This is a genomic window from Roseovarius arcticus (assembly GCF_006125015.1).
GTDB lineage: Bacteria > Pseudomonadota > Alphaproteobacteria > Rhodobacterales > Rhodobacteraceae > Roseovarius > Roseovarius arcticus.
On record NZ_SZZN01000001.1, the window covers coordinates 35,119 to 60,587 of the forward strand.

Consider the following 25,469-nt stretch of genomic DNA (forward strand, 5'->3'; position numbering starts at 1 on the left):
CTGCTGGCTAGGCGGGTGGCAGCCAGCTTATTGCCGGTTTTGCGCTAGGGCGATTGTCGCCCCAAAATCACAAATCCATCAACAATCGCCGCGGATCCTCCAACGCCTCTTTTACCCGCACGAGGAACGTCACCGCACCTTTGCCGTCCACGATCCGGTGGTCGTAGCTCAGGGCCAGATACATCATCGGGCGGATTTTAACCTCGCCCTTGATCGCCATGGGACGGTCCTGAATTTTGTGCATACCAAGAATGCCCGATTGCGGCGGGTTCAGGATGGGCGAGGACAGGAGCGAGCCGTAAACGCCGCCGTTCGAGATGGTAAACGTGCCGCCCTGCATCTCGGCCATGGTCAGCTTGCCGTCACGCGCCTTGGCGCCCATTTCGCCGATAGCCTTTTCGATCCCGGCAAAGCTCATCGCGTCCGCGTCGCGTATCACCGGCACGACAAGGCCGGTGGGCGTGCCGGCAGCGATGCCCATATGCACGAATTTTTTGTATACGATCTCGGTGCCGTCGATTTCGGCGTTAACCTCAGGCACCTCGTTTAGCGCGTGAATGCAGGCCTTGGTGAAAAACGACATAAAGCCCAGCTTGACGCCGTGCTTCTTGAGGAATTCGTCCTTGTATTCGCTGCGCAGGGCCATCACCTCAGTCATGTCGACCTCGTTATAGGTGGTCAGCATGGCGGCGGTATTTTGGCTTTCTTTCAGACGCTTGGCGATGGTCTGGCGCAGGCGGGTCATCTTGACCCGCTCTTCGCGGTCGGCATCGCTAGCAGGCGACGCGGCGCGCGGCGCCGGTGCGGCCTTGGGCGCGGGGGCAGCGCCATCCTTGGCGGCCTTGGCGACGTCTTCCTTCATGATGCGGCCATCCTTGCCGGTGCCGGTGACTTGATCAGCGGTCAAGCCCGCCTCGGCCATGGCCTTCTTGGCCGATGGGGCATCCTCAACATCTTTCATCTTGTCGCCGCCAGCCTCTGGCTGCTGGTATTGCTCGCCGTCTGCGGGCGCGTCATCTGTCGCCTGCGCCACGCCGGCGTCCGAGCCGGACGACAGGATCGCCAGCTTGCCGCCTGCCTGCACGGTGTCGCCCTCGTTCGCGAGGATTTCTGACAGCGTACCTGCGCCGGGGCTGGGCACCTCCACGGATACCTTATCGGTCTCCAACTCGCACAGCATCTCATCGGCCTCGACTTTGTCGCCGACTTTTTTAAACCAAGTGCTGACGGTCGCTTCGCTGACACTCTCACCCAAGGTGGGGACCATCACATCAATGCTGCCGCCGCCTTTTCCAATAGACTTTTCAGTCTGCTTGGCAGGTTCCGCTTCAGATTTCTCTTCCTTGGCAGGCTTATCCTCGGCCTTGGCCGGTTTATCGCCCTTGGGCCTGGCGCCAGCGCCTTCCTCGATCGTGGCAAGCAGGGCATCGACGCCCACTGTCTCACCTTCGGCGGCGACAATATCACCCATCGTGCCGGCGGCGGGGCTGGGGACTTCGACGGTGACCTTGTCCGTCTCCAACTCGCACAGCATTTCGTCAGCCTCGACGGCATCGCCTGGTTTCTTGAACCATGTGGCCACGGTGGCCTCGGAAACGGATTCGCCCAATGTTGGGACGCGTACTTCGGTGCTCATGGTCTAGTTTCCTTTAATCGTCAGGGCGTCGTCAACGAGCGCCGCTTGTTGTGCCTTGTGCTGGCTGGCGAGGCCCGTGGCGGGCGATGCAGCAGCTGCGCGGCCCGCGTATTCGGGGCGGGAATGTTTTGCGTCGATACGGCCCAGAACCCATTCAATATTCGGCTCAATGAAATTCCAACCGCCTTGATTTTTTGGCTCTTCTTGGCACCAGACCATTTCGGCGTGTTTGAAGCGCTCCAATTCTTTGACCGCCGATTGCGCGGGGAAGGGATAGAACTGCTCAAACCGCATCAGATAGACATCATCAATGCCGCGCTTGTCGCGCTCTTCGAGCAGGTCAAAGTAGACCTTGCCAGAGCACATGACGACGCGCTTGATCTTGTCATCGCTGGCCAACTGCGTATCGGAATTGCCGTATTGCGCGTCGTCCCATAGAACGCGGTGGAAGCTGGACCCGATAATAAATTCTTCGGCTTTGGACACGGCCATCTTGTGACGCAAGAGCGATTTTGGCGTCATCAGGATCAGCGGCTTGCGATAGGTGCGATGCAGTTGGCGGCGCAGGATGTGGAAATAGTTTGCCGGAGTGGTGCAGTTCGCGACGATCCAGTTGTCCTGCCCGCACATTGTCAGGAACCGCTCCAGCCGTGCCGACGAATGCTCGGGGCCTTGACCCTCATAGCCATGCGGCAAAAGGCAAACGAGCCCGGACATGCGCAGCCATTTACTCTCGCCGGAACTGATAAACTGGTCGAACATAATCTGGGCGCCGTTGGCGAAATCGCCAAATTGCGCCTCCCAAAGGGTCAGCGCATTCGGCTCGGCCAGCGTATAGCCATATTCAAAGCCCAGAACCGCGTATTCGGACAACATGGAATCGATGACCTCGTAGCGGGCCTGCCCCTCACGAATGTTGTTGAGGGGGTAGTACCGCTCCTCGTCGTCTTGGTTAATGATTGCCGAATGACGCTGGCTAAATGTGCCACGGCTGCTGTCCTGCCCGGATAGGCGCACGCCGAACCCTTCGGTCAGAAGCGAGCCGAACGCCAGTGCCTCACCAGTGGCCCAGTCAAATCCCTCGCCGGTTTCGAACATCTTGGCCTTGGCATCAAGGATGCGCTGCACCGTCTTGTGGATCGGGAAACCATCCGGCGCGCGGCAAAGCGACGTGCCGATCTCGTGGAACGTCTCTTCTTTGATGGCAGTCTGGCCGCGCTGGTAATCCTCTTCCTTGCGGTCAAGATGTGCCCACTTGCCGTCCAGCCAATCGGCCTTGTTCGGCTTGTAATTGGTGCCGGCCTCAAATTCCTCAGCGAGGTAGGACTGGAAGGCGTCCTTCATATCCTCGACCTCGCCCTCGGGGATCAGGCCGTCTTTGACCAGTCGCTCAGTATAGAGGGTCAGGGTCGTCTTTTGTTGCTTGATCTTCTTATACATCAACGGATTGGTGAACATGGGTTCATCACCCTCGTTATGACCAAAGCGGCGATAACAAATGATGTCGATCACGACGTCCTTGTGGAATTTCTGGCGGTACTCCGTCGCGACCTTGGCGGCATGCACCACGGCCTCCGGATCATCGCCATTGACGTGGAAAATTGGGGCCTCAACCATCAACGCGATGTCGGTGGGGTACGGACTGGAGCGGCTAAAATGCGGCGCTGTGGTAAAGCCGATTTGGTTATTCACTACGATATGCATCGTGCCACCCGTGCGGTGGCCGCGCAGGCCCGACAAACCGAAACATTCCGCAACGACGCCCTGACCGGCGAAGGCCGCATCACCGTGCAGTAGGATCGGTAGGACCTTCGTGCGCTCAGTATCGTTCAGTTGGTCCTGTTTTGCGCGTACCTTGCCCAAGACGACAGGGTTAACCGCCTCTAGATGGCTTGGGTTCGCAGTTAGCGAAAGGTGCACTTTGTTACCGTCAAATTCGCGGTCCGAACTGGCGCCGAGGTGGTACTTTACATCACCAGAGCCATCGACATCCTCTGGCTTGAAGCTGCCGCCCTGAAACTCGTTAAAGATGGCGCGGTAAGGTTTGCCCATCACGTTGGCCAAGACTGACAGGCGGCCCCGGTGGGGCATTCCAACGACGATATCCTCGACGCCCAGATTGCCACCGCGTTTGATGATTTGCTCCATCGCGGGGATCAAGCTTTCGCCGCCATCAAGGCCGAAGCGCTTGGTGCCCATGTATTTGACGTGCAGGTATTTCTCTAGACCCTCGGCCTCAACCATCTTCTTGAGGATCGCCATGCGGCCCTCTTGGGTAAAGCTGATCTCGTTGCCGTAGCCCTCGATCCGCTCTTTCAGCCACCCGGCCTGTTCGGGGTCGGAAATATGCATGTATTGCAGCGCGAAAGTGCCGCAATATGTGCGCCGCACGATGCTGAGGATCTCGCGGATCGTGGCAATCTGCAAGCCCAGCACGTTGTCGATAAATATCGGGCGGTCCATGTCGCCGCTGGTAAAGCCATAGCTTTCCGGGTCCAGTTCAGGCCGGAATGGCTGTTCGCGCAGGTTCAGCGGGTCGAGGTCGGCGATCAGGTGGCCACGGATGCGGTAAGCGCGGATCAACATGAGGGCGCGGACCGAATCCAGAACCGCCCGCTGAACGACCTCGTCGCTGACCTCGATACCCTTCTCCCGGGCCTTTTCGGTCAATTTCTTGCCAACGGCCTTCGCCTCCGGCTCGGCCGGATATTCGCCCGTCAGCGCAGATGTCAGATCGTCCTGCGGCATGGGGGGCCAATCCGCGCGCGCCCACGACGGGCCAGCCGCCTCGGCGGTCACGTCGGCATCGTCGTCGCCCATTTCGGCAAAGAACTTCTGCCACGCTTCGTCGACCGCATTGGGGTCATTCGCGTAGCGCGCGTAGAGTTGTTCAAGGTATTCCGCGTTATGCCCCTGCATAAAGCTGGAGGCATGGAACTGATCGTTGGAGGATTGGTCGGTCATTGGAGTACCTCAAGCGGCAGGATGCAAGACGGGCAGTCAGGACGGGGCGCGACCCGTCCTGAAATAGTTATGGGCAGAGCAGCGTCAACCAATTGCCTCAAGCACGGCTTCGCCCAGCCCCGCAGGGCTTTCGGCGACGACGATCCCGGCGGATCGCATGGCTTCGATCTTGTCATCCGCGCCGCCTTTGCCGCCGGCGACGATGGCGCCTGCGTGACCCATGCGGCGGCCCGGAGGGGCTGTGCGCCCTGCGATAAAGCCTGCGGTCGGCTTCCAGCGGCCCTTTTTCTTCTCATCAGCGAGGAATTGCGCGGCTTCCTCTTCGGCTGACCCGCCGATTTCGCCGATCATGATAATCGACTGCGTCTCATCGTCGGCGAGGAACCATTCCAGCACGTCGATGTGCTCGGTCCCTTTGATCGGGTCGCCGCCGATGCCGACGCAGGTAGATTGGCCAAGGCCGACATCGGTGGTCTGCTTGACCGCCTCATACGTCAGTGTGCCCGAGCGGCTGACAACGCCGCAACTGCCGCGCTGGTGGATATGGCCGGGCATGATGCCGATCTTGCATGCGTCGGGCGTAATGACACCGGGGCAGTTGGGCCCGATCAGCGTGGATTTCGACCCTTGCAGCGCGCGCTGAACACGCATCATGTCCAGCACCGGGATGCCCTCGGTGATGCAAACGATCAGCTCCATCTCGGCGTCGATCGCCTCAAGGATGCTGTCGGCCGCGAAGGGGGGCGGGACGTAGATCACCGATGCATTTGCCTGCGTCTCGTGCCGCGCCTCGTGAACCGAGTTATAGACCGGCAGATCCAGATGCACTTGCCCGCCCTTGCCGGGGGTCACGCCGCCGACCATTTTTGTGCCATACGCAATGGCCTGCTCAGTGTGGAACGTGCCTTGCGAGCCGGTAAGGCCCTGACAGATAACGCGTGTATTTTCGTCTATGAGAATGGCCATTGATTAGGCTCCTAGTTCAAAAGTTCTGTGCGATTGCTATGACAAAGCAGGCGAGGCCGAACGATCCGATGGCAAAGCCAATCCACTGCCCCATCCCGCCAAAAAATTTGTATGCGCGGAAGTAGCCATCCGGCATCCAACTGCGCTGTTCGGCTACCGTAGCCGAGCGCTTCGTGGCGAAGAATAGCAGCGGATTGTTTCGCGCTTGCCAACGTACTTGATTGGGATGCGAAGCCATTAGCAGATTGTCTTTGCCAATTACCCAGAAAAGCACTCCCAAGCCCGCGAGAATGAGTGCGTGAACTGGGCTCTCTAACGGTGAGAAGGCAAAGGGGAATGGATCAATCTGCATAAATGACTCCTTGGGCTGCGCCTAGCGCATCACCCCTTAACCGCCTTCACGATCTTCTGCGCGCCGTCCTTCAGGTCGTCCGCCGCGATCACGTCCAGCCCGGAGTTATTGATGATCTCCTTGCCCTTCTCGACGTTGGTCCCTTCCAGCCGCACGACCAGCGGCACCTTTAGGCCGACCTCTTTGACAGCCGCCACCACACCATCCGCGATCACGTCGCAGCGCATGATGCCGCCAAAGATGTTGACCAAAATGCCCTTAACTTGCGGATCGGACGTAATGATCTTGAACGCTTCGGTCACTTTTTCCTTGGTCGCGCCGCCGCCGACGTCGAGGAAGTTTGCAGGCTCGGCGCCGTAGAGCTTGATGATGTCCATCGTTGCCATGGCAAGGCCCGCGCCGTTGACCATGCAGCCGATTTCGCCGTCCAGAGCGATGTAGTTCAGATCGTATTTGGACGCCTCTAGCTCTTTGGGGTCTTCTTCGGTGGTGTCGCGCAACTCCGCTATGTCGCTGTGGCGGTACATGGCGTTGCCGTCAAAGCTCATCTTGGCGTCGAGGCATCGTAGATCGCCCTTGTCGGTCACGATCAGCGGATTGATCTCCAGCATCTCCATGTCTTTGTCGATGAACATCTTATAGAGCGTGCCCATCAGCGCTACGCACTGCTTGACCTGCCCACCCTCAAGGCCGAGGTTGAACGCGATCCGGCGGCCATGAAACGGCTGGTATCCGGTGGCGGGATCGACGCTGAAGCTCAGGATTTTCTCGGGCGTATTCTCAGCCACTTCTTCGATGTCCATGCCGCCCTCGGTGGACGCGACAAAGCTGACGCGCGATGTCTGGCGATCGACCAGCAGCGCCAGATACATCTCTGTCTCGATGCCTGCGCCATCCTCGATATAGATGCGGTTGACCTGCTTACCGGCTGGTCCGGTCTGCTTGGTCACCAGCGTACGGCCCAGCATACGCTTGGCTTCGGAGGCTGCCTCCTCGACCGATTTGGCCAGACGGACACCGCCGGCCTCGCCTGCGCCGTCCTCTTTGAAGCTGCCCTTACCGCGGCCGCCTGCGTGGATCTGCGCCTTGACCACCCACAAGGGGCCGTCCATTTCGCTGGCGGCTGTCTTTGCCTCTTCGGCGCGCAGCACGACGCGGCCATCCGATACGGGCGCCCCGTAGGAGCGCAGCAGCGCCTTGGCCTGATACTCGTGGATGTTCATGAAACTGTCCCGTTTTTCTGTGTTCGGTTCTGATATACATATAACGCTTAGCGAGGATTAAACGGTTTATTGCCAAGTCTGTACGATAAGAGGCAAAATTCCGCCCTTTGTGATCACAGCCACAAAGCGTGTGATCACAAATTTCGGTACCTTTACCGCTGGTAGGGAATCACGGCGCAAAAGCCTTGCGGCGAAATAGCCGGGCAACGGCGAATCTTCGGCGGCAGGCACTGTATGCGGCCCGTGCGCAGGGGCGGAGACCTGAGAATCGGTTGGTACACATGAATGCCGAAGAGTTTTCGTCGCAGCACGCGCCACTGTGAACATTCGGCCTCCCGTTGCTGCGTAAGGTGCCCGGCGCCGTGGTTGAGGTCAGTGCGTGCGCATTCAATAAACAGGCATTGCGGCGGCTGCCGAAACGAAGGGGCGGGGTTACTGCAAAGTGCAACAGTGGCCGAAGGGAGGGAAAAAGGAACGCGATCACCTGAAATGAAAAAGACCCCAGCGCAAGCCGGGGCCTCTGATCATTTCTGTAGGCAAATTCAGCTTAGTGAGCCGTCGATGCTTTTGCACGCGTCGACCAAGCCCTTAACGGCGGTAACCGACTTGTCGAACATCGCCTGCTCGTCCTTGTTCATCTTGATCTCGATAACCTTTTCGATGCCGCCCGCGCCGATCACTGTCGGCACGCCGACGTAAAAGCCGTTCAGGCCATAGGCGCCGTCGACATGTGCGGCGCAGGGCAGGACGCGTTTTTGGTCCTTCAGATACGCCTCGGCCATTTCGATGGCGGATGTGGCGGGCGCATAGAACGCGCTGCCGGTTTTCAGCAGGCCGACGATTTCGGCGCCGCCGTCGCGGGTGCGCTGCACGACTGCGTCCAGCTTCTCTTGGGTAGTCCATCCCATGTCGATCAGGTCGGGCAGGGGAATGCCGGCAACGGTAGAGTAGCGCGTTAGCGGCACCATCGTGTCGCCATGCCCGCCCAGAACAAAGGCGCTGACATCACGCATCGAGACGCCAAATTCGAGGCTGAGGAAGTGACGGAAGCGTGCGCTGTCCAGAACGCCCGCCATGCCGCAGACCTTTTCGTGCGGCAGGCCGGAAAATTCGCGCAGCGCCCAAACCATCGCATCAAGCGGGTTGGTGATGCAGATCACGAACGCATTCGGCGCGTGATCGCGGATGCCTTCACCGACCGACTTCATCACCTTCAGGTTGATACCTAGCAGGTCGTCGCGGCTCATCCCCGGTTTCCGCGGGACGCCAGCGGTCACGATGCACACGTCCGCACCTGCGATGTCGGCATAGGATTGCGTGCCCTTGAGCGTCGCGTCAAAGCCTTCGGCGGGGCCCGATTCGGCGATGTCCAAGGCTTTGCCCTCGGGCGTGCCTTCGGAGATGTCGAACAGGACGATATCGCCCAGTTCCTTGATCGCGGCGAGGTGGGCGAGCGTACCCCCGATTTGTCCGGCGCCGATCAGTGCTATCTTGGGTCTGGCCATGGGTTGTTACCTCCGATTGGCAAGGAAATTTGGGCGTGAGGTAGTCCTATTTACGTCCGCTTGCAAGGGCGCTGCACTGCAGGGGCGTCCCGCGCGACAGTGGAACAGGAGGCCAAAGCAGCGCGTAGTATGTGTTCTGGGCACCACCATTCGGGAATACGTGCGCTGCGCTGCGGCGAAAAAGCTCTTGAATGATTGCACCCAAAAATGGCATCCCTGCGCAATAATGTTTCCAGCGCAGCAGGAGAGAGCATGGACGTCGCCCACCGCCCTTATCGATCGGTCCTCTACATTCCTGCTGCAAAGCAGCGCGCGCTGGAAAAGGCGCGCGAGCTGCCGTGCGATGCAATAATTTTTGATCTGGAAGATGCCGTTACGCCGGATGCCAAGGCTGCCGGGCGCACCGCGCTGGCCGCTGCGCTAAAGGAGGGAGGCTATGGCCACCGCGCCCGAATCGTGAGGATTAACGCGCTGACCACCGAATGGGGTCTGGATGACGTGCGCGCATTGAAGGATGCAGGCGCCGATGCGATTCTAATGCCCAAGGTAAGCGCAAGCTGCGATATCGACACGCTTGCCGACCTTTTGCCGGGCGACATGCCAATCTGGGCAATGATGGAAACACCCACCAGCATATTCAACGCGCGCGAAATCGCGGCGCATGGCCGTGTGGCGGGGGTCATCGCAGGTACCAACGATTTGGCCAAGGATTTGGGCAGTCGCACCCGCGCGGACCGCTTGCCGCTGATGACGGCGCTGCAAACCATCGTGATGGCCGCCCGCGCCGCCCGCATTCTGGCCATCGACGGCGTCTATAATCGCTTCAAGGATGACGAAGGTTTAGCGGCGGAGTGCGAGCAGGGCCGCGATCTGGGTTTTGACGGCAAGACGCTGATACACCCCGCGCAAATCGACGGCGCCAACCGCGCGTTCGCACCGGCGAGCGCCGAGATCGATCTGGCCCGCCGCCAGATCGCTGCGCATGAGGCCAGCGCGGCGTCGGGCGATGGTGTGGCCGTGGTCGACGGCGCTATCGTCGAGAATTTGCACGTTATAGCCGCGCGCAGCATACTGGCCAAGGCGAAGATCCTGGCCGAATTGGGGACGACATAATGGGCATTGCCATACTGATTTTGGGTCTTGCGCTGTGGTGCGGCGGGCATTTCTTTAAGCGCATAGCGCCAGATGCGCGCGCGGGTATGGGCGCCAAGGCGCGCGGGCCCATTGCGCTGGTTCTGTTGGCGGGCATAATCTTGATGGTCATTGGCTACCGCATGTCGGACGGCGCCGTATTCTGGGGCCGCCATCCCGCGACGGTGGGGATCAACAATCTGCTGATGCTGCTGTCGGTGTATCTCTTTGCCGTTTCGGGCATGAAAACCGCGCTGGCGCGCAAGATGCGCCATCCAATGCTGGCGGCGGTCAAGGTCTGGGCGATTGCGCATTTGCTGGTAAATGGCGACGTGCCGTCTTTTATCCTCTTTGGCGGCCTGCTCGCTTGGGCGGTGAGCGAAGTGATCGTCATCAACCGCGCCGAGCCGAACTGGACACCCCCGCCTGCCAAGCCTGCGAGCAAGGAGGTGATTGCCGTCGTCGCGACACTGGTCGTCTATGCCGTGATCGTCGCCATTCACTATGCGCTGGGCTATCCTACATTCGGCTGAGGCCGCTCTATCGATGAGGACAACATGAAACTTTACCGCTTTCTTAGTGCCGACGACACGTCCGCGTTCTGCCACAAAGTCACGGATGCGCTAAACAAGGGATGGGAGCTATATGGCAGCCCGACCCAAGCCTTTGACGGGGCTAACGGCGTCATGCGCTGCGGGCAGGCCGTGACCAAGGAGGCGCCGGGCGTCTACACTCCGGACACCAAACTGGGCGCGCAATGAGCAAGACAAGCGCGGCAAAGACAAACGCTGGCCGGTTTTTCGAGGATTATACGGTCGGGCAGGTGATCGAACATGCGGTGCCGCGCACAATCGGGGCGGGCGAACGCGCGCTTTACCATGCGCTTTATCCGGCGCGCCACGCGCTCTATTCGTCGGACGAATTCGCGCGGTCTTGCGGGCTAACTACTGCGCCGCTGGATGATCTGATCGCCTTTCACACCGTATTCGGCAAGACGGTGCCGGATATTTCGCTGAACGCGCTCGCCAATCTGGGCTATGCCGAGGGGCGCTGGCTGGCTCCCGTCTATGCGGGTGATACGCTGCGGTCGGTGTCTAACGTGATCGGGCTAAAGCAAAACTCGAGCGGCAAATCTGGTGTGGTCTGGGTCCGGACGACAGGGATCAATCAGCGCAGCGAGGCTGTGCTGGATTATGTGCGCTGGGTGATGGTGAAAAAGCGTGATCTGGACGCGCCCGCGCCTGAAACGGTGATCCCCGATCTGGCCCCTGCGCTGAGCGCGGATCAATTGGTGATACCGGACGGCCTTGATTTCACAGGCTATGATTTCACACTTGCGGGCGAGCCGCATCGCTGGGGCGATTACGCAGTGGGCGAGGTGATTGACCATGTCGACGGCGTCACGATCGAGGAGGCCGAGCATATGCTGGCCACGCGCCTATGGCAGAACACCGCCAAGGTGCATTTCGATAGTACAGCCCGCGAGGGCGGGCGGCTGATCTACGGCGGGCACGTCATCTCGATGGCCCGCGCGCTAAGCTTTAATGGGCTGGCCAATGCACAGATTATCGCGGGCCTGAATGGCGGCGCCCATGCAAACCCCTGCCACGCTGGCGATACAATCCGCGCTTGGAGCGAGGTTCTGGACCGGGTCGAGACATCCGCGCCGGGCGTTGGCGCTCTAAGGTTGCGGCTGGTCGCCACCAAGGGCGGCGCGGTGGGCGAGCTGCGCGGCGAGGATGGCAAGTATCTGCCGGACGTGCTGCTGGATCTGGATTACTGGGCGCTGGCGCCGGTGTGACAACCTGCGCGGTGGCGCTATGATCTGGGTCGTAGCACGCGTGTCGTGCCGAGAAGTTTGAGTATTTGTGCCAAGATGAGAGGTCTGTCTGATGGTGGCGGTATCGCTATGCTGGGAGCCGTGGGCAGACCAAGATCTGGGCCTGCCGGATTATGCCACATCCGGGGCTGCTGGGGCTGATCTGCGGGCAAATTTCCCGCAGGACGCCCGCGACGGGATCACTGTGGCACCGGGCGCGCGGGCGTTGGTGCCGACGGGACTGAGGCTGGCTATACCTGACGGGTATGAGGTGCAGTTGCGCCCCCGGTCGGGGCTGGCGCTCAAGCATGGGATGACCCTCGCCAATACGCCGGGTACCATTGACGCCGACTATCGCGGACCGTTGGGTGTGATCGTGATCAACCTTGGCGATGCTGCATTTCACATCGAACATGGCGCGCGGATTGCGCAGATGGTTCTGGCGCCTATTATCTTCGCTGAGTTCGCGGTGGTAGATACGCTGCCGGGGACGGTACGCGGCGCTGGCGGCTTTGGCTCAACGGGGCATGGCTGATGCTGCTCGTCTTAATCCTTGGCGGCGCACTGTGGGGGCTTGGCGCGCTGCTCGGAACGCCGAAGCAGGTGCGCTGGACGATGGTCGGCTTGCTCTGGGTTGGGGTCATGTTGCTACATGTCGTGCTTCCTGCAAGCAGCCCATTGCGCGCGATGACAGGCGGCAGCGCGGCTCCTTGGGCATTGCTGGGCGGTCTGGCGGTGCTGGTGCTGGCCTACCGCTCGGTACTGCGCCGGGTGCGCGCGCGGGTTGACGCACGCGAGGCGGCGCCTCAGGCCGGAGGCGCCTTTTCCGAGGTTGAGCTGGAGCGCTATGCGCGCCACATCGTGCTGCGCGAGGTCGGGGGACCGGGCCAGCGTGCACTCAAGGATGCGCGCGTTCTGGTGGTTGGCGCCGGCGGTCTTGGCGCGCCGGTGATGACGTATCTGGGCGCGGCAGGCGTCGGCACGATAGGTGTGATTGACGACGATGTGGTCGAGCTGTCGAACCTGCAACGGCAGGTCATCCACCGCGACCGCGATATCGGCATCCCCAAGGTTCATTCCGCCGCCGCCGCCGTGCGCGCGCTGAACCCGCATGTGGTGATGCGCCCCTACCAGCGGCGCCTGACTGATAAGATTGCGGCTGATCTATTCGCCGACTACGACATTATTTTGGACGGCACCGATAATTCCGAGACGCGCCACTTGGTCAATCGCGCCGCCGTGGCCACGGGAAAGCCGCTGATTTCCGGTGCACTGACTCAGTGGGAGGGGCAATTGAGCGTGTTTGACCCCGCCCATGGCGCGCCCTGCTATGCCTGCGTTTTTCCCGATATTCCAGCGGACGGTCTGGCCCCGTCCTGCGCTGAGGCTGGTGTGATGGGGACGCTACCGGGCGTCATTGGCGCCATGATGGCAGGCGAGGCTATCAAGCTGATTACCGGCGCGGGCGCGCCGTTGCGCGGCACGCTGCTGATCTATGACGCGCTCTATTCGGACGCGCGCCGCATTCAAATCAAGCGCCGCCCCGATTGCCGGGTGTGCGGCGCCAAGGAGGATACATGACCAACCCACTACTGGACACATGGGACACCCCGTTCGCCATCGCGCCGTTCGACCGGGTGAGCGACGCAGACTTTGCCCCCGCGCTCGAGACGGCGCTAACGCTCGCGCGCGCCGAGGTGGCGGCAATTGCCGAGGGTCCCGCCGCGCCGACGTTTGAAAATACCATCGAAGCGCTGGAGGCAGCGGGCAAGACGCTGGACAAAGTGCTGAGCGTTTTCTTTACGGTTGCGGGCGCGGACAGCAATCCGGCGCGCCAAGCACTTCAACGTGATTTTTCGCCCAAGCTGGCGGCTTATTCGTCGTGGATCTATGCGCAAAAACCCCTCTTTGCGCGGATTAAGGCGCTATGGGACGGACACGATGCACTGGATCTGACCGATGAGCAGGCGCGCGTCCTGATGCTGACGCATCGCAGCTTTGTGCGCCACGGCGCCGCGCTGAGTGGCGCCAAGGAAGCCCGGATGCAGGCGATCATGGCCCGTCTGGCCGAGCTGGGCACGCGGTTTACCCAAAACCTGCTGGCGGATGAGGCCGATTGGCATATGGAGCTGTCCGAGGCTGATCTGGACGGCCTGCCTGATTTTGTGGTCCGCAATGCCCGCGATACAGGCAGCGAAAAGGGGCTGAACGGGCCTGTCATTACGTTGTCGCGGTCGTTGATCGTGCCGTTCCTGCAGTTCTCGCCCCGGCGCGACTTGCGCGAGCGGGCGTTTGCGGCTTGGACAGCGCGGGGCGCGAATGGCGGCGCGACGGACAACCGCGACATCGCCGCCGAGACGCTGGCGCTGCGACAGGAACGCGCGCAACTTCTGGGCTATGACAGCTTTGCCGCGTTCAAGCTGGAGACGGAGATGGCCAAAACGCCGGATGCCGTACGCAATCTGCTAATGCAGGTCTGGACGCCCGCCAAGGCGCAGGCTGATCGCGATGCGGATGTGCTGACGCAGATGATGCACGAGGACGGCTTCAACGGCGATCTGGCCCCGTGGGACTGGCGCTATTACGCGGCCAAGCGCAGACAGGCCGAGCATGACCTGAACGAGGCCGAACTGAAGCCATATCTGCAACTGGACCGCATGATTGAGGCAGCATTCGCCTGCGCGAGCCGCCTGTTCGGGCTGAAGTTCAAACCCATCGACGTGGCGCTCTACCACCCCGACTGCAGGGCGTGGGAAGTGACACGCGGGGGCGCACATGTGGCAGTATTCATCGGCGATTACTTCGCCCGCGCCTCCAAGCGGTCGGGCGCATGGTGCAGCGCGATGCGCGGTCAGGCCAAGTTCCCAGTGGTGCAGGGGCCAGTGGTGATCAATGTCTGTAACTTTGCCAAGGGCGATCCTGCGCTACTGTCCTACGATGACGCGCGCACCCTGTTTCACGAGTTCGGCCATGCGCTGCACCAGATGCTATCAGACGTGACGTATGAAAGCGTCAGCGGCACCTCCGTCGCGCGCGACTTCGTCGAGCTTCCCAGCCAGCTGTATGAACATTGGCTGGAAGTGCCCGAAGTACTGGGCAAGTTCGCCACCCACGCCGAGACGGGCGAGCCGATGCCCGCCGCTCTGCTGGAAAAGGTGCTGGATGCCGCCACGTTCGATATGGGGTTTCAGACGGTTGAATACGTCGCTTCGGCTCTGGTCGATCTGGTGTTTCATGAGGGCGCGCCGCCCGCAGACCCGATGGCGCGGCAGGCCGAAGTGCTAGAGAGTATCGGGATGCCCGCCGCGATCACCATGCGCCATGCCACGCCGCATTTTGCTCATGTCTTTGCCGGGGACGGCTATAGCGCAGGCTATTATAGCTACATGTGGTCCGAGGTGATGGATGCCGACGCCTTTGCCTCGTTCACCGAGGCGGGCGGTGCATTTGACGCCGGAAGGGCGCGCGCACTTGAGGAAAACATCCTATCGCGCGGTGGCTCAGCGGATGCCGAAGCGCTTTATCTGGCGTTTCGAGGCCGGTTGCCCGGAGTAGAGGCGCTGCTGAAGGGGCGCGGCCTGTTGGCGTGATCTTGCGCGCGGGGGCGGGTGGTGGCATGATCGCGCGGCCCGCCTGTAGGAGAACACGATGCGCAAATTCATGGTCGTTCTGGACGACAGCCGCGAGTGCCTGAACGCGATGCGATTTGCAGCGATGCGCGCTGCGCACACCCAAGGCGGCGTTACCGTGCTAGCGATCATCCCACCCGAAGAGTTCAACCACTGGATCGGCGTCGGCGATATTATGCGCGAAGAGCAGCGCGATCGCATTGAGGCGCATTTCGAGGTATTCGCCAAGTGGATGCGTGACAAGCAGGGCGTTAACCCGCAACTGGTCATCCGCGAGGGCGAGCCGGTGAACGAAATCATCGCGCAGATCGCCGACGATCCCGAGGTTGGCGTGCTGGTGCTGGGCGCATCGGACGACCGCAATGGGCCCGGCCCCCTGGTGTCGCAGCTCGCGCGCGGGGCTGGTAGTCTGCCGATCCCGATCACGATCGTTCCCGGTGATTTATCCAAGGAACGTCTGGAAATGATCACCTGAGGGTGAGAAGACTCTGCAAATTTCTGCCTCGGGCGGGGTTATTTTACCGCAAGAAGATGCCGGGCGTGACCGCAAGAGAACTATCCGCCGCGCGTTGATTTGCGCGGCGGATTTTTTGTTTAGCCGAACACCTTTGTAAGTGCTTTGTCGGTGGCCGAGATCATTTCGTCGATGTCGTCCTTCGTAGCGATCAACGCGGGCGAGTAGCATAGCGTATTGTTAAAACCGGGGATGGAGCGGTTCGTCATCCCGATAATAACCCCCTGCGCCATGCAGTCGCCTGTGACGGCGGCGACCTTCTTCTCGTCCATCGGCTCTTTGGTGGTGCGGTCGGTGACCAGCTCGGCCCCGAGAAAGAGACCCTTGCCGCGTACGTCGCCGATGACCTCATGCTTGTCCTTGAGGGCGCGCAGCTCGTCCAGCATGTAATCGCCCATTTCTAGGGTATTTTTGAGCAGGCCTTCTTCTTCGATGATGTTCATATTCTCAAGCGCGGCTGCCGGGCCGGCCGTGCAGCCCCCAAAAGTCGAGATGTCGCGGAAGTAATTCATCGGATCGCTTGCGTCGTCCTTGAACATGTCGAACACGCGCTCGGATGTGGCGCAGCAGGCGATGGCGGCATAGCCCGAGGCGACGCCCTTGGCCATGGTCACGAAGTCAGGCTCGACCCCGTAGTTTTGGTAGCCGAACCACGTACCCGTGCGCCCAAGGCCGCAGACCACCTCGTCAATATGCAGCAAGATATCGTATTTACGGCAGATTTCCTGAACGCGGGGCCAGTAGCCTTCGGGCGGAACGATCACGCCGCCACCGGCTGTCACAGGCTCTAGGCAGATCGCGCCGACGGTATCGGGGCCTTCGCGCAGAATGACTTCTTCGATGGCGTTGGCCGCCGCTAGTCCATATTCCTCGCCGCTCAAGTCCCACTGTGCGCGGTACTCAAGGCAGTGAGGTACGGCGACGAAGCCGGGCGTGTAGGGGCCGTATTGCGCGTTACGCTCCTGTTGGCCGCCGGCGGACAGGCAGGCGATAGTCGTGCCGTGGTAATCGCGGTCGCGGTAAAGGATCTTGTGCTTTTTGCCGCCGTAGCGCTTGTGCGCGATCTGGCGGACCATCTTGAACGCCTTTTCATTCGCCTCAGAGCCGGAGTTTGTATAATAAATCCGGCTCAGGCCCGGCATTTTCGCAATAATGCGCTCAGAAAACATCGCGCCGGGGATCGATCCGGCAGATCCTGCGAAATAGTTCAGCTTAATCAGTTGGTCGCGCACTGCGTTGGCGATCCGCTCACGGCCATAGCCGACATTGACGGTCCAGACGCCGCCCGACACGCCATCCAGATGCTCTTTGCCGTGCTGATCCCAGACGCGCATCCCCTTGCCCTCGACGATGATCCGAGGATCTGACGTCTCGTAGGGTTTATGCTGGCTGAGGTGGTGCCAAACATGGGCGCGGTCGGCTGCGACGACCTTTTCGATATCATTGTCCAGAAACTTGCCGTCCATGAGGGATCCTCCATCGGGGTCAGGCCGCGCGGGCGTGGTGGGGCAGGGTATGCCCATTATCATACCACTCCAGCAGGGCGTTTGCGATAGGTCCAGCGGGGCATGATGCATAGTGCCAGATGGCGTGCGGCGCGGTCAGGATTTGGCCCAGCTTAGCCCGTCCTCGGTCCGGGCTGCCGGAGCGTATTCGCCTGCGACGACACCTGCGTAGCGATCCGCATCCAGCCTTGCAAAGAAGGCGGGATAGTCGATGGCGCCTGCAAGGGGTTCGTGCCGGCCCTCAGCGGCGGCGACCTGAGCATGCGCGGCGCGGTGGCCATGGATGGCCCATGTCGCCATGACGTCGCCGGTGATGCGATGGGCGTGATAGGCATCAAATTGCAAAGCTAGGTTGGGCGCGTTCACGTCGTCCAATACTTCGGCGGCGAGGTCGAAGTCGCTGAGGAAATAGCCAGGCATGTCGTGGCTGTTGATCGGCTCAATTGTCAGGCCCTGATCGGGCGCGTGGGCGGCGGCCCAGTGGAGGTTTTGGGTATACGTCTCGCGCGCCTCGTCCCCCGACGCGACGCCTGCCATGATGTGAATATGCCGGACATTCAGCGCCTCTGCGTACCGAAGCGCCCGCTTGAAATCGTGCTGAAACCGCGCTGTGCCGCCGGGAATAGCAGCAAAGCCCCGATCGCCGCCTGTCCAATTGGGCGGGGGCGTGTTGATCAAAACCATGCGCTGGCCAGTCTGGCCCAGAATGCGCCGAAGGTCGGCGCCGTTTGCCTCATAAGGAAAGAGCAGTTCGACCAGATCGAAACCTGCGGCCTTTGACGCGGCGAATCGTTCAGGTAGCGGATGCTCGCAGAACAGCATCGACAGATTGGCGGCAAAGCGCGGCATTCAGGTAGCGGGCAACTCGGCCGACGGGATCAGGCCAAAGAAGGTGCCGCCGGACCAGAGGCCAAACCAGCCCTCGTGATGCACGCCAATATCGACGAGACGATAGAACGATTTGCGGTCAATCAGCGCCTCTAGGTTATGGCGCACCAGCACATAGGGCGACGGCTCGCCTGTGCTTGGGTCACGCTCAACGCGAATCGGGGCATCCGCGCTAGCGGTCACGGAATCGTCGACATTCGTGTGAAAACTGATGCGTTGATCGGTGCCATTGCCCGTGACGTCGAAATCAACAGCGACGAAGGGCGCATCATCGACAGTGATTCCCACCATCTCGACTGGCGTGACGAGGAAATATTTATCCCCATCCCTGCGCATAATCGTGGAAAAGAGACGCACCAACTCCTTCCGTCCGATTGGCGTGCCCAGATAGAACCATGTGCCATCTCGGGCGATACGCATGTCCAAATCACCGCAAAAAGGCGGGTTCCAGTCATGCACAGGCGGCAGGCCGCGCCCCTTTGTCGCGGCTTTGGCCGATGCGGCAATGCCCTCTGCCGAGGGGGATGCAGAAGGTTTGCCTGACGGTGTCGTGATCGGATCGTCGCTCATTGCTTTTGCCATTTTTGTCATGCGCTATACACTCACAGCGACGATATAGATCAATCCGGAGAATTTCCATGACCGAGAACGCCGATCTGGTGGCCGAGATAGATGCGCTGCAACTGCGGCTGGCTGCGGCCCGGGCGCAAGTTGCACGCCGATTTATCGGGCAAGAGCGCGTCGTCGACCTATCGCTGGCCGCATTGCTAAGTGGCGGACACGGCCTGCTCGTGGGCCTGCCGGGGCTGGGCAAGACACGTCTGGTTGATACGCTGGGCACAGTCATGGGGCTGAACGCGGGCCGCGTTCAATTCACGCCCGATCTGATGCCGGCAGATATTCTGGGCAGCGAAGTGCTTGAGACAGGGGCAGGCGGCGCCCGTGCGTTCAAGTTTATTCCTGGCCCGATATTTTGCCAGTTGCTAATGGCGGACGAGATCAACCGCGCCAGCCCGCGCACGCAATCGGCGCTGCTTCAGGCCATGCAAGAGAGGCAGGTAACTGTCGCTGGCGAAAACCGCCCGCTTGGCGCGCCATTTCACGTATTGGCCACCCAAAACCCGATCGAGCAGGAGGGCACGTACCCGTTGCCCGAGGCGCAGCTTGATCGATTTTTGATGCAAATCGACGTGCCATACCCAGATCGCAATGCAGAGCGGGATATCCTGCTGGCCACCACCGGCGCGGTGGAGGACGAGGCGCAGGCGGTATTCAGTGCGGCCGAGTTGATTGCGGCGCAGACGCTATTGCGCCGGATGCCGGTGGGCGAGGGGGTGATGGACATGATCCTTGACCTCGTGCGCGCCTTCCGGCCCGATCAGCCGGGCGCTTCGCAACGCGTGCAGGACAGTGTCGCATGGGGCCCCGGCCCGCGCGCGGCACAGGCTTTGATGCTGACGGTGCGTGCCCGCGCGCTGCTGCAAGGACGGCTCGCGCCCAGCGCCGAGGATGTGGCCGACTTGGCCCAGCCCGTGCTGATTCACCGGATGGCGCTGAACTTTGCGGCGCGCGCGCGGGGCGATAGCCTGAGCGGCCTGATCGCCGATACGCTAGCCGATCTAGGCCACACCAAGGCCGCCGCTGCGTGAGCCAAACCGTCCATCCCCATGCAGGGCCAAGCGCGCATCTACGCACGCGCGCCGAGGCCGAGGCGGCCCGCCTGCCGCCGTTGTTGGCGCGAGCGGAAAGGCTGGCAGGCGCTGTATTGCTGGGGCAACATGGGCGGCGGCGCGCGGGGCTGGGCGATGATTTCTGGCAATATCGCCCGGTACGGGAGGGCGACCAGCGCCGCCAGATTGACTGGCGTCGCTCTGCCCGCAGTGATGCGGAGTTTGTCCGCGAACGTGAGTGGCAGATCGCGCAGACGGTGATGTTGTGGGTTGATGGCGCGGCCTCCATGCGCTTTTTCAGCGACAAGAATCTGCCCGAAAAGGCGGATCGCGCGCAGCTATTGGCACTGGCTGCCGCCATCGTGCTGGACCGGGGCGGCGAACGGATTGGCCTATCAGGCCACGCCCTGCCGCCGCGGCGCGGCGCCGCGCAGATTGCACGACTAGCGACCATGCTGGCCGAGACGCGCGGCGATGCGGACTATGCCGCACCGGATGCACGCGGTCTGCCGCCCCGCGCGCGTGCGCTATTCGTCTCGGACTTTCTGGGCGACATTGAGCCGGTACGCACCGCGCTGACCAGTGCCGCAGATCGCGGTGTGCGGGGCGTGCTGCTTCAGGTGCTTGACCCGGCCGAGGAGGCGTTTCCCTACCAGGGTCGCGCGATATTTGATTCCATCGGCGGCACACTATCGCATGAGACGTTGAAGGCAGGCGATCTGCGCGCGCGGTATCTGGAGCGTCTGGCCGCCCGCAAGGATGCGTTGCGGGATCTGTGCCGCGCGGCAGGCTGGGACTACGCCTGCCACCATACGGGTAGCAGCCCGCAGACCACGCTAATGTGGCTCTATGGCGCATTGGGCGAGGGCGCGCGATGACCTTTGGCGCCATAGGATTTGCCGCTCCGTGGTTGCTGATCGCATTGGCGCTGCTGCCTATTCTGTGGGTGCTGCTGCGCGCCGTACCGCCTGCGCCCGTACGGCGGCGGTTTCCGGGTGTTGCGCTGCTGCTGGGCCTTCGGGACGAGGATAGCGCGGCGGACCGCACGCCGTGGTGGTTGCTGCTGCTGCGTGTACTGGCGCTGGCCGCTGTCATCATCGCGATGGCCGGTCCGGTGCTGAACCCGCGCGGCGAGGATGTGGCGCGTGGCAACACCAGCTTGCTGATTGCGCTGGACGCCAGCTGGGCCAGCGCGCGGGACGACCGCGCGCAACGTGCTCTGCTCGACGGTGTTCTGGCCGAGGCGGGCCGCGACGGACGTACCGTCGCGCTGCTGCAACTTAGCGATCCGCAGCCGCCCGTCTTTCAGGCAGCCGAGACGTGGCGCAGTCGGCTTGCTGGGATCGTACCTGCAGCTTGGGCGCCGACGCCCGACATGATGGAGGAAGCCGCCGGGATGCTGGGCGAGGATCGTTTCGACACCCTCTGGCTCTCCGATGGGCTCAGCCGGATGGGCCGCGATACGCTGCTGTCGGCGTTTGAGGCGCGCGGCGACGTGATCATCCGCCAAGGCGCCGCGCCGCTGCTGGCGTTGTTGCCTGCGCAGGCAAAGGATGGCGCACTCGAATTGATGGCTCAGCGCCTCGTCCCCGGCGCCGCACGGGAGGTCAATGTTCTGGCGCATGGCCGTGATCCATCCGGCGCGCCGCGCGTTCTGGCCACGCTGCCTTTGACGTTTGAGGACGGCGCGCGCGAGGTGACTGGCGCGCTGACGCTACCATCCGAGCTACGCGCCCGCCTGACGCGGTTCGAGATCGCGGGTCAGGGGCACGCGGCCGCCGTGACACTGATTGGTGACGATCTGGGCCGCCGCGAAGTCGCGCTGATTGCAGGCCGCGAGGATCGCGAGGGGCTAGAGTTACTGTCGCCGCTGCACTATCTGGACCGCGCGTTGGACCCCAGCGCCGACATTCTGACAGGCGCGCTGATGGATGTTTTACCCGCCAACCCGGATGCCATCGTTCTGGCCGACGTTGCCACCCTATCAGCGGCCGAGAAGGCTGGCCTTATGGAGTGGGCCGAGGCGGGCGGCACGCTGGTACGTTTTGCCGGGCCTCGTCTTGCGGCCAGCGACCTGTCGCGCGGCGCCGAGGATGCGCTGATGCCCGTACGGCTACGCGCCGGGGGCCGCAGCGTCGGCGGCGCGATGAGTTGGGGGGCGCCCAAATCGCTTGCGCCGTTCGCGGCCGATAGCCCCTTTGCCGGGCTGGCGATCCCTAGCGACGTCACCGTTACCGCGCAGGTGATGGCCCAGCCCGATCCTACACTCGCGGACCGGGTTATCGCGCAACTTAGCGACGGCACTCCGCTCGTCACCCGCAAGCGGCTCGGGCAGGGGCAGATCGTGCTGTTTCATGTCACTGCCAACGCCGAGTGGAGCAGCCTGCCGCTGTCGGGCCTGTTCGTGCAGATGCTGGAACGGCTGGCTGTATCAGGTAGTGCCGAGGTGCCGGACCCCGCTGAGTTGGTCGGCACGACATGGCAACCAGCCGAGGTACTCGACGGATACGGCGTGCTGCGCGGCGCCGACACCCTGCCGGGGGTGCCGGGCGAGGAGCTGATTGCCGCGCCTCTTGGCCCCGATTTGCGGCCGGGGATCTACAATGGTGAGGACCGCCGCATCGCGCGCAACATTATGGTGACAGGTGACGTGCTGGAGCCTGCCGCATGGCCCGCGCGCGCGAATGTCATCGGGATGGAACGGCTCGCTGAGACGCCGCTGGCGGGCTGGCTTTTGGCGCTGGCGACCTTGCTGCTGAGCGCCGATATTCTCGCTTCGCTAGGGCTGTCTGGACGCCTGCTTCCCGTTCGCGCCGCCGCGCTGATCGCGGCGTTTTTGTTGCTGCCAGATCCCTCCTCCGCACAGGACCGTCCGCCCGAGGCGCTGGCTGATGAGGTGACGCTGGCGCATGTCATCACCGGCGATGCCGCGCTGGATGATATGGCTGCCGCCGGGCTGGAGGGGCTGGGCCAGACGCTGTTTTTTCGCAGCACGGTAGAACCTGCCGCGCCCGAGGCCGTCAATCTGGAGGCGGACGAGCTGGCGTTTTTCCCGCTGCTATATTGGCCGATCACGCCCGCACAGCCGATCCCTTCGGATGCCGCCTACGTCAAGCTAAACGCATATCTGCGCAGCGGCGGCATGATCCTCTTTGATACGCGCGATGCCGATATTGCGGGCTTTGGCGCGTCCTCGCCCAATGGCGCGATGCTTCAGCGGCTGGCCGCCCCGCTGGATATCCCCCCGCTAGAGCCCCTGCCGTGCGATCATGTCCTTACGCGCACGTTCTATTTGTTACAGGACTTCCCCGGTCGCTATTCTGGCCGCCCCGTTTGGGTCGAGGCGTCGCCTGAGGATGCTGAGGCGGCCCCCGGTATGCCATTTCGCAATTTGAACGACGGTGTGACGCCTGTCGTGATCGGCGGCAATGACTGGGCCGCGGCATGGGCGGTGGACGAGCGGGGCAATGCCATATTCCCCGTCGGGCGCGGATATGCGGGCGAACGGCAGCGCGAGATGGCGTACCGGTTTGGCGTTAATCTGGTGATGCATGTGCTGACGGGCAACTACAAATCCGATCAGGTGCACGTGCCTGCACTGCTCGATAGGCTGGGCCAATGACCGGCAGCATCGTCTTTGATCCGTCCCTGCCGATCTGGTTGATCGCCTGCCTTGGTGGCATGGCGCTGGCGGCGCTTGCGCTGGCAGCGTGGCGCGGCCTGTCGGGTTGGGCGCTGCGCGGTATGGGCGCGGCGGTGATACTGGCGGCTCTGATGGGCCCCAGCCTTAGCCGCGAGGACCGCGAAGATCTGAGCGATATCGCCATACTGGTCGAGGACGCGAGCGCCAGTCAGGGGCTGGCAGACCGCGGCGATTTGACGGCAACTGCGGCAGATACGCTGGACGCCCGGTTGGCTGCGCGGGGGCTAGAGGTGCGCCGCGTCAAGGTGGCGGATGGCGAGGGCAACAGCGGCACGCAACTGATGACTGCGCTGGGCGACGCATTGGCGAGCGAGCCGCAGGGCCGCATTGCAGGAATGTTCCTGCTGAGCGACGGACGCCTGCACGATCTGGACCGCGCTCCAAACCTGCCGGCGCCCCTGCATTTGCTGCACACTGGCCGCAAGGCCGATTGGGATCGCCGCCTGATCGTCGAAGGCGCCCCGGCTTTTGCCATTCTGGACGAAGAAATCACCCTGACCCTGCGGATCGAAGATAGTGGCGCCGCCCCCGCAGGCGTGACCGAAGTGCCGCTGGACGTGTCGGTAGATGGCGAGCGGCCTCAACGCTTTACCGTGCCCGTCGGGACCCCGATTAATTTGCCACTCGCGCTGCCGCATGGCGGGCGCAACGTGCTGGAATTTATAACGCCCGAAGCGGACGGGGAGTTGACCGCGCGCAACAATACCGCGCTGGTCCAGATCAATGGCGTGCGCGACCGGCTGCGCGTTCTGCTGGTCTCGGGCGAGCCGCATGCAGGCGGGCGCACTTGGCGCAACCTGTTGAAATCAGATAGCTCTGTCGATCTGGTCCACTTCACCATTTTGCGCCCCCCGGAAAAGCAGGACGGCGTCCCGGTCGACGAGCTAAGCCTGATCGCCTTTCCCACGCGCGAGCTGTTTTTGGAAAAGATCGACGATTTCGATCTGATCATATTTGATCGCTACAAACGGCGCGGCATCCTGCCGGCGCTCTATCTCGAAAACGTCGCTGACTATGTGCAAAAGGGAGGTGCCGTCCTCTTTGCCGCCGGGCCGGACTTTGCCGGGGCAAACAGCCTCTATCGCTCGCCCCTAGAGGCGATTGCGCCCGCCCGCCCCACCGCACGCGTAATCAGCGGCGCGTACCGCCCCAAAACCACCGATCTGGGTGCGCGCCATCCCGTCACAGCGGGGCTGGAGGCAATGCATGACGGCCCGTGGGGCCGGTGGCTGCGCCAAATAGAAGTAGATGAGACGGCTGGCGATGTCCTGATGTCGGGCGCCGAAGAAAAGCCGCTGCTGGTGCTGAACCGCGTTGGCGAAGGGCGTGTATCGCTGCTGGCGTCCGATCATGCGTGGCTGTGGAATCGTGGATATGAGGGCGGCGGTCCGCAGCTGGAGCTGCTGCGTCGGCTTGCCCACTGGATGATGAAGGAGCCGGAGTTGGAGGAGGAGGCCCTATGGGCCGAGGCCACGGGCCAGACGATGCGTATCATCCGCCGCACGCTGGGCGAGGGCGCAGAGGACGTGACCGTTACTGCGCCCGATGGCTCTGAGGTGACTTTGCCGCTCAGGGAGGTCTCTCCGGGCCGGTTCGAGGCGCTGTATGACGGGCCGCAGATTGGCCTTTATCGGCTGGCCAGTGGCGACAAAAGCGCCGTTATCGGCCTTGGCCCCGCCTCTCCGCTGGAGTTTGAGCAGACGATTGCAGATCTAGAGACGCTTGACCCGCTGATTGATGGCGCCAATGGCGGCATTCGCGCGATTGAGGAGGGTGTGCCTGCTATCCGCGAGGTGCGGACGGGCCGCCCCGCCGCCGGGCGTGGATGGCTGGGCATTACGCCGCGCGCCGCCTATGCAACGCGGTCCGTGACGCAAACCGCGCTGCTGCCCGCGTGGCTGGTACTGGTGCTGATTGCCTCACTGGTGACCAGCGCATGGCTACGCGAGGGGCGCAGATAAAGC

Annotated in this window: 21 protein-coding genes; 12 read left to right on the forward strand and 9 right to left on the reverse strand. The window is 62.3% G+C overall.

Translation table 11 applies throughout. The features are described 5' to 3' along the window. Positions 1-67: 67 nt before the first annotated feature. The 6 genes from odhB to mdh form a co-directional block, all read right to left on the reverse strand. A complete protein-coding gene (gene odhB, locus MK6180000_RS00180; protein ID WP_138932880.1) occupies positions 68-1,636 on the reverse strand; it encodes a 2-oxoglutarate dehydrogenase complex dihydrolipoyllysine-residue succinyltransferase in 1,569 nt (522 codons plus the stop codon). Between the two features lie 3 nt (positions 1,637-1,639). Further along, a complete protein-coding gene (locus MK6180000_RS00185; protein WP_138932881.1) occupies positions 1,640-4,600 on the reverse strand; it encodes a 2-oxoglutarate dehydrogenase E1 component in 2,961 nt (986 codons plus the stop codon). A gap of 84 nt (positions 4,601-4,684) precedes the next feature. Next, positions 4,685-5,566, reverse strand: coding sequence for a succinate--CoA ligase subunit alpha (gene sucD / locus MK6180000_RS00190; RefSeq protein WP_138932882.1), 882 nt, complete (start codon positions 5,564-5,566; stop codon positions 4,685-4,687). A gap of 16 nt (positions 5,567-5,582) precedes the next feature. Further along, positions 5,583-5,918, reverse strand: a complete 336-nt coding sequence (locus tag MK6180000_RS00195) for a hypothetical protein (RefSeq protein WP_138932883.1) — start codon at positions 5,916-5,918, stop codon at positions 5,583-5,585. Between the two features lie 29 nt (positions 5,919-5,947). Further along, positions 5,948-7,141 carry an ADP-forming succinate--CoA ligase subunit beta gene (sucC, locus tag MK6180000_RS00200; protein ID WP_138932884.1) on the reverse strand — a complete coding sequence of 398 codons (1,194 nt, stop codon included), beginning with the start codon at positions 7,139-7,141 and terminating at the stop codon, positions 5,948-5,950. A gap of 542 nt (positions 7,142-7,683) precedes the next feature. Beyond that, entirely contained in the window at positions 7,684-8,646 is a 963-nt protein-coding gene (mdh, locus tag MK6180000_RS00205; protein WP_138932885.1) for a malate dehydrogenase, read from the reverse strand. A 252-nt stretch (positions 8,647-8,898) separates the two neighbouring features. On the opposite strand from mdh, the gene MK6180000_RS00210 reads away from it, so the two are divergent. From MK6180000_RS00210 to MK6180000_RS00245, 8 genes are all read left to right on the forward strand, one after another. Beyond that, a complete protein-coding gene (locus tag MK6180000_RS00210) occupies positions 8,899-9,759 on the forward strand; it encodes an HpcH/HpaI aldolase/citrate lyase family protein (protein ID WP_138932886.1) in 861 nt (286 codons plus the stop codon). Between the two features lie 5 nt (positions 9,760-9,764). Beyond that, a complete protein-coding gene (locus MK6180000_RS00215) occupies positions 9,765-10,310 on the forward strand; it encodes an NnrU family protein (protein ID WP_138936273.1) in 546 nt (181 codons plus the stop codon). 24 nt (positions 10,311-10,334) lie between these two features. Continuing rightward, positions 10,335-10,538 carry a DUF1737 domain-containing protein gene (locus tag MK6180000_RS00220; RefSeq protein ID WP_138932887.1) on the forward strand — a complete coding sequence of 68 codons (204 nt, stop codon included), beginning with the start codon at positions 10,335-10,337 and terminating at the stop codon, positions 10,536-10,538. Beyond that, on the forward strand, positions 10,535-11,578 hold the full coding sequence (locus MK6180000_RS00225; protein ID WP_138932888.1) for a MaoC family dehydratase: 1,044 nt from the start codon (positions 10,535-10,537) through the stop codon (positions 11,576-11,578). The genes MK6180000_RS00220 and MK6180000_RS00225 overlap by 4 nt, the downstream gene beginning before the upstream one ends. Before the next feature lie 91 nt (positions 11,579-11,669). Continuing rightward, positions 11,670-12,131 (forward strand): dUTP diphosphatase, encoded by a 462-nt coding sequence (gene dut / locus MK6180000_RS00230; RefSeq protein ID WP_138932889.1) that lies wholly within the window; start codon positions 11,670-11,672, stop codon positions 12,129-12,131. Beyond that, positions 12,131-13,177: a HesA/MoeB/ThiF family protein gene (locus MK6180000_RS00235; RefSeq protein WP_138932890.1), complete on the forward strand. Its 1,047-nt coding sequence runs from the start codon at positions 12,131-12,133 to the stop codon at positions 13,175-13,177. The genes dut and MK6180000_RS00235 overlap by 1 nt, the downstream gene beginning before the upstream one ends. After that, positions 13,174-15,186 (forward strand): M3 family metallopeptidase, encoded by a 2,013-nt coding sequence (locus MK6180000_RS00240; RefSeq protein ID WP_138932891.1) that lies wholly within the window; start codon positions 13,174-13,176, stop codon positions 15,184-15,186. Before MK6180000_RS00235 ends, MK6180000_RS00240 begins: the two co-directional genes overlap by 4 nt. 58 nt (positions 15,187-15,244) lie before the next feature. Then, a complete protein-coding gene (locus MK6180000_RS00245; RefSeq protein ID WP_138932892.1) occupies positions 15,245-15,700 on the forward strand; it encodes a universal stress protein in 456 nt (151 codons plus the stop codon). Between the two features lie 119 nt (positions 15,701-15,819). Here MK6180000_RS00245 and MK6180000_RS00250 read toward each other — a convergent pair whose 3' ends face one another. From MK6180000_RS00250 to MK6180000_RS00260, 3 genes are all read right to left on the reverse strand, one after another. Beyond that, positions 15,820-17,205 (reverse strand): aminotransferase family protein, encoded by a 1,386-nt coding sequence (locus tag MK6180000_RS00250; RefSeq protein ID WP_138932893.1) that lies wholly within the window; start codon positions 17,203-17,205, stop codon positions 15,820-15,822. 135 nt (positions 17,206-17,340) lie between these two features. Further along, positions 17,341-18,093: a hydroxypyruvate isomerase family protein gene (locus MK6180000_RS00255; RefSeq protein WP_138932894.1), complete on the reverse strand. Its 753-nt coding sequence runs from the start codon at positions 18,091-18,093 to the stop codon at positions 17,341-17,343. Beyond that, positions 18,094-18,702, reverse strand: coding sequence for a DUF1285 domain-containing protein (locus MK6180000_RS00260; RefSeq protein WP_138932895.1), 609 nt, complete (start codon positions 18,700-18,702; stop codon positions 18,094-18,096). A gap of 68 nt (positions 18,703-18,770) precedes the next feature. On the opposite strand from MK6180000_RS00260, the gene MK6180000_RS00265 reads away from it, so the two are divergent. The 4 genes from MK6180000_RS00265 to MK6180000_RS00280 are packed head-to-tail and all read left to right on the forward strand — an operon-like array spanning position 18,771 to position 25,466. Next, positions 18,771-19,781 (forward strand): AAA family ATPase, encoded by a 1,011-nt coding sequence (locus MK6180000_RS00265; RefSeq protein WP_138932896.1) that lies wholly within the window; start codon positions 18,771-18,773, stop codon positions 19,779-19,781. After that, entirely contained in the window at positions 19,778-20,680 is a 903-nt protein-coding gene (locus MK6180000_RS00270; RefSeq protein WP_138932897.1) for a DUF58 domain-containing protein, read from the forward strand. The genes MK6180000_RS00265 and MK6180000_RS00270 overlap by 4 nt, the downstream gene beginning before the upstream one ends. Beyond that, the gene (locus MK6180000_RS00275; protein WP_171054485.1) at positions 20,677-23,424 is read left to right on the forward strand and encodes a DUF4159 domain-containing protein; all 2,748 of its coding nucleotides are present in this window, start codon (positions 20,677-20,679) and stop codon (positions 23,422-23,424) included. The genes MK6180000_RS00270 and MK6180000_RS00275 overlap by 4 nt, the downstream gene beginning before the upstream one ends. Then, positions 23,421-25,466 (forward strand): hypothetical protein, encoded by a 2,046-nt coding sequence (locus MK6180000_RS00280; protein ID WP_138932899.1) that lies wholly within the window; start codon positions 23,421-23,423, stop codon positions 25,464-25,466. The genes MK6180000_RS00275 and MK6180000_RS00280 overlap by 4 nt, the downstream gene beginning before the upstream one ends. Positions 25,467-25,469 lie beyond the last annotated feature (3 nt).